The following is a 715-nucleotide window of genomic DNA, read 5'->3' on the forward strand; positions in this document are numbered from 1 at the left end:
CGCGCGCCGCCGTCATCGTGGCCGTCGTCGCCCTGCACCTGCGCGGCGCCGTCGAACCCGGCGCCGCGCACACGGTGGTGGCGGTCGGCAACGAGGCCGGGCGCGCGCTGCCGCCGCTGCCGACGCCGGAGGACGACGTCCCGGCGGAGCTGAGGGTGCCGTACCTGGAGAGCGCGGTGTACCGGAGACTGCACAAGCCGTGCCACGTACGGGAGTTGCTGCGCGACCCGGACGTCCGGTGGGCGGTCGACACGCTGAGGAACGGGCTGGCGGAGACGGGCATGGTGAGTCCGCCGGCGCTGGGTACGACGCGGGCGGCACGCCGTCGACTGCAGGTGCTGAGCACCGCGTCTCCCGTCCCGGCGAGCGGAGACGGCCTCTCCGAGGAGGAGAAGCTGCTGGCCGTCGCCCTGCACGGCCAGGCGGCCCTCCGCGTCGTCGTCCCCCGTTTCGCCCTCCGCGCCGGCCTCACGGAACGCGTCCGCCTCCGCCGCAAGCGCGCCCTGCGCCGCTTCTCCGGCACCCCCGACACCTCCGGCACCTCCGGTGGCGGCTATACGGGCCCCCACTACTGCGGCGGCGCGTTCGGCTGCGCGGGCGGCGACGGGTACGGGGGTGGCGGTGGCGGCGGAGGAGGGGGCTGCGGCGGCGGCTCGGACTGAGCCCACGGCGTGAGGGGCGGGCCGTCGCCTGGACGGGCCGCCCCTCCGGGGGG

1 protein-coding gene is annotated in these 715 nt (G+C 77.5%); it reads left to right on the top strand.

All coding sequences use genetic code 11. The features are described 5' to 3' along the window. Positions 1-662 (top strand): hypothetical protein (locus B7767_RS46935; protein ID WP_085576064.1); only part of this gene is annotated, 662 nt, incomplete at its 5' end. Positions 663-715 lie beyond the last annotated feature (53 nt).

Source organism: Streptomyces sp. 13-12-16 (assembly GCF_002114215.1).
Classification (GTDB): Bacteria; Actinomycetota; Actinomycetes; order Streptomycetales; family Streptomycetaceae; genus Streptomyces.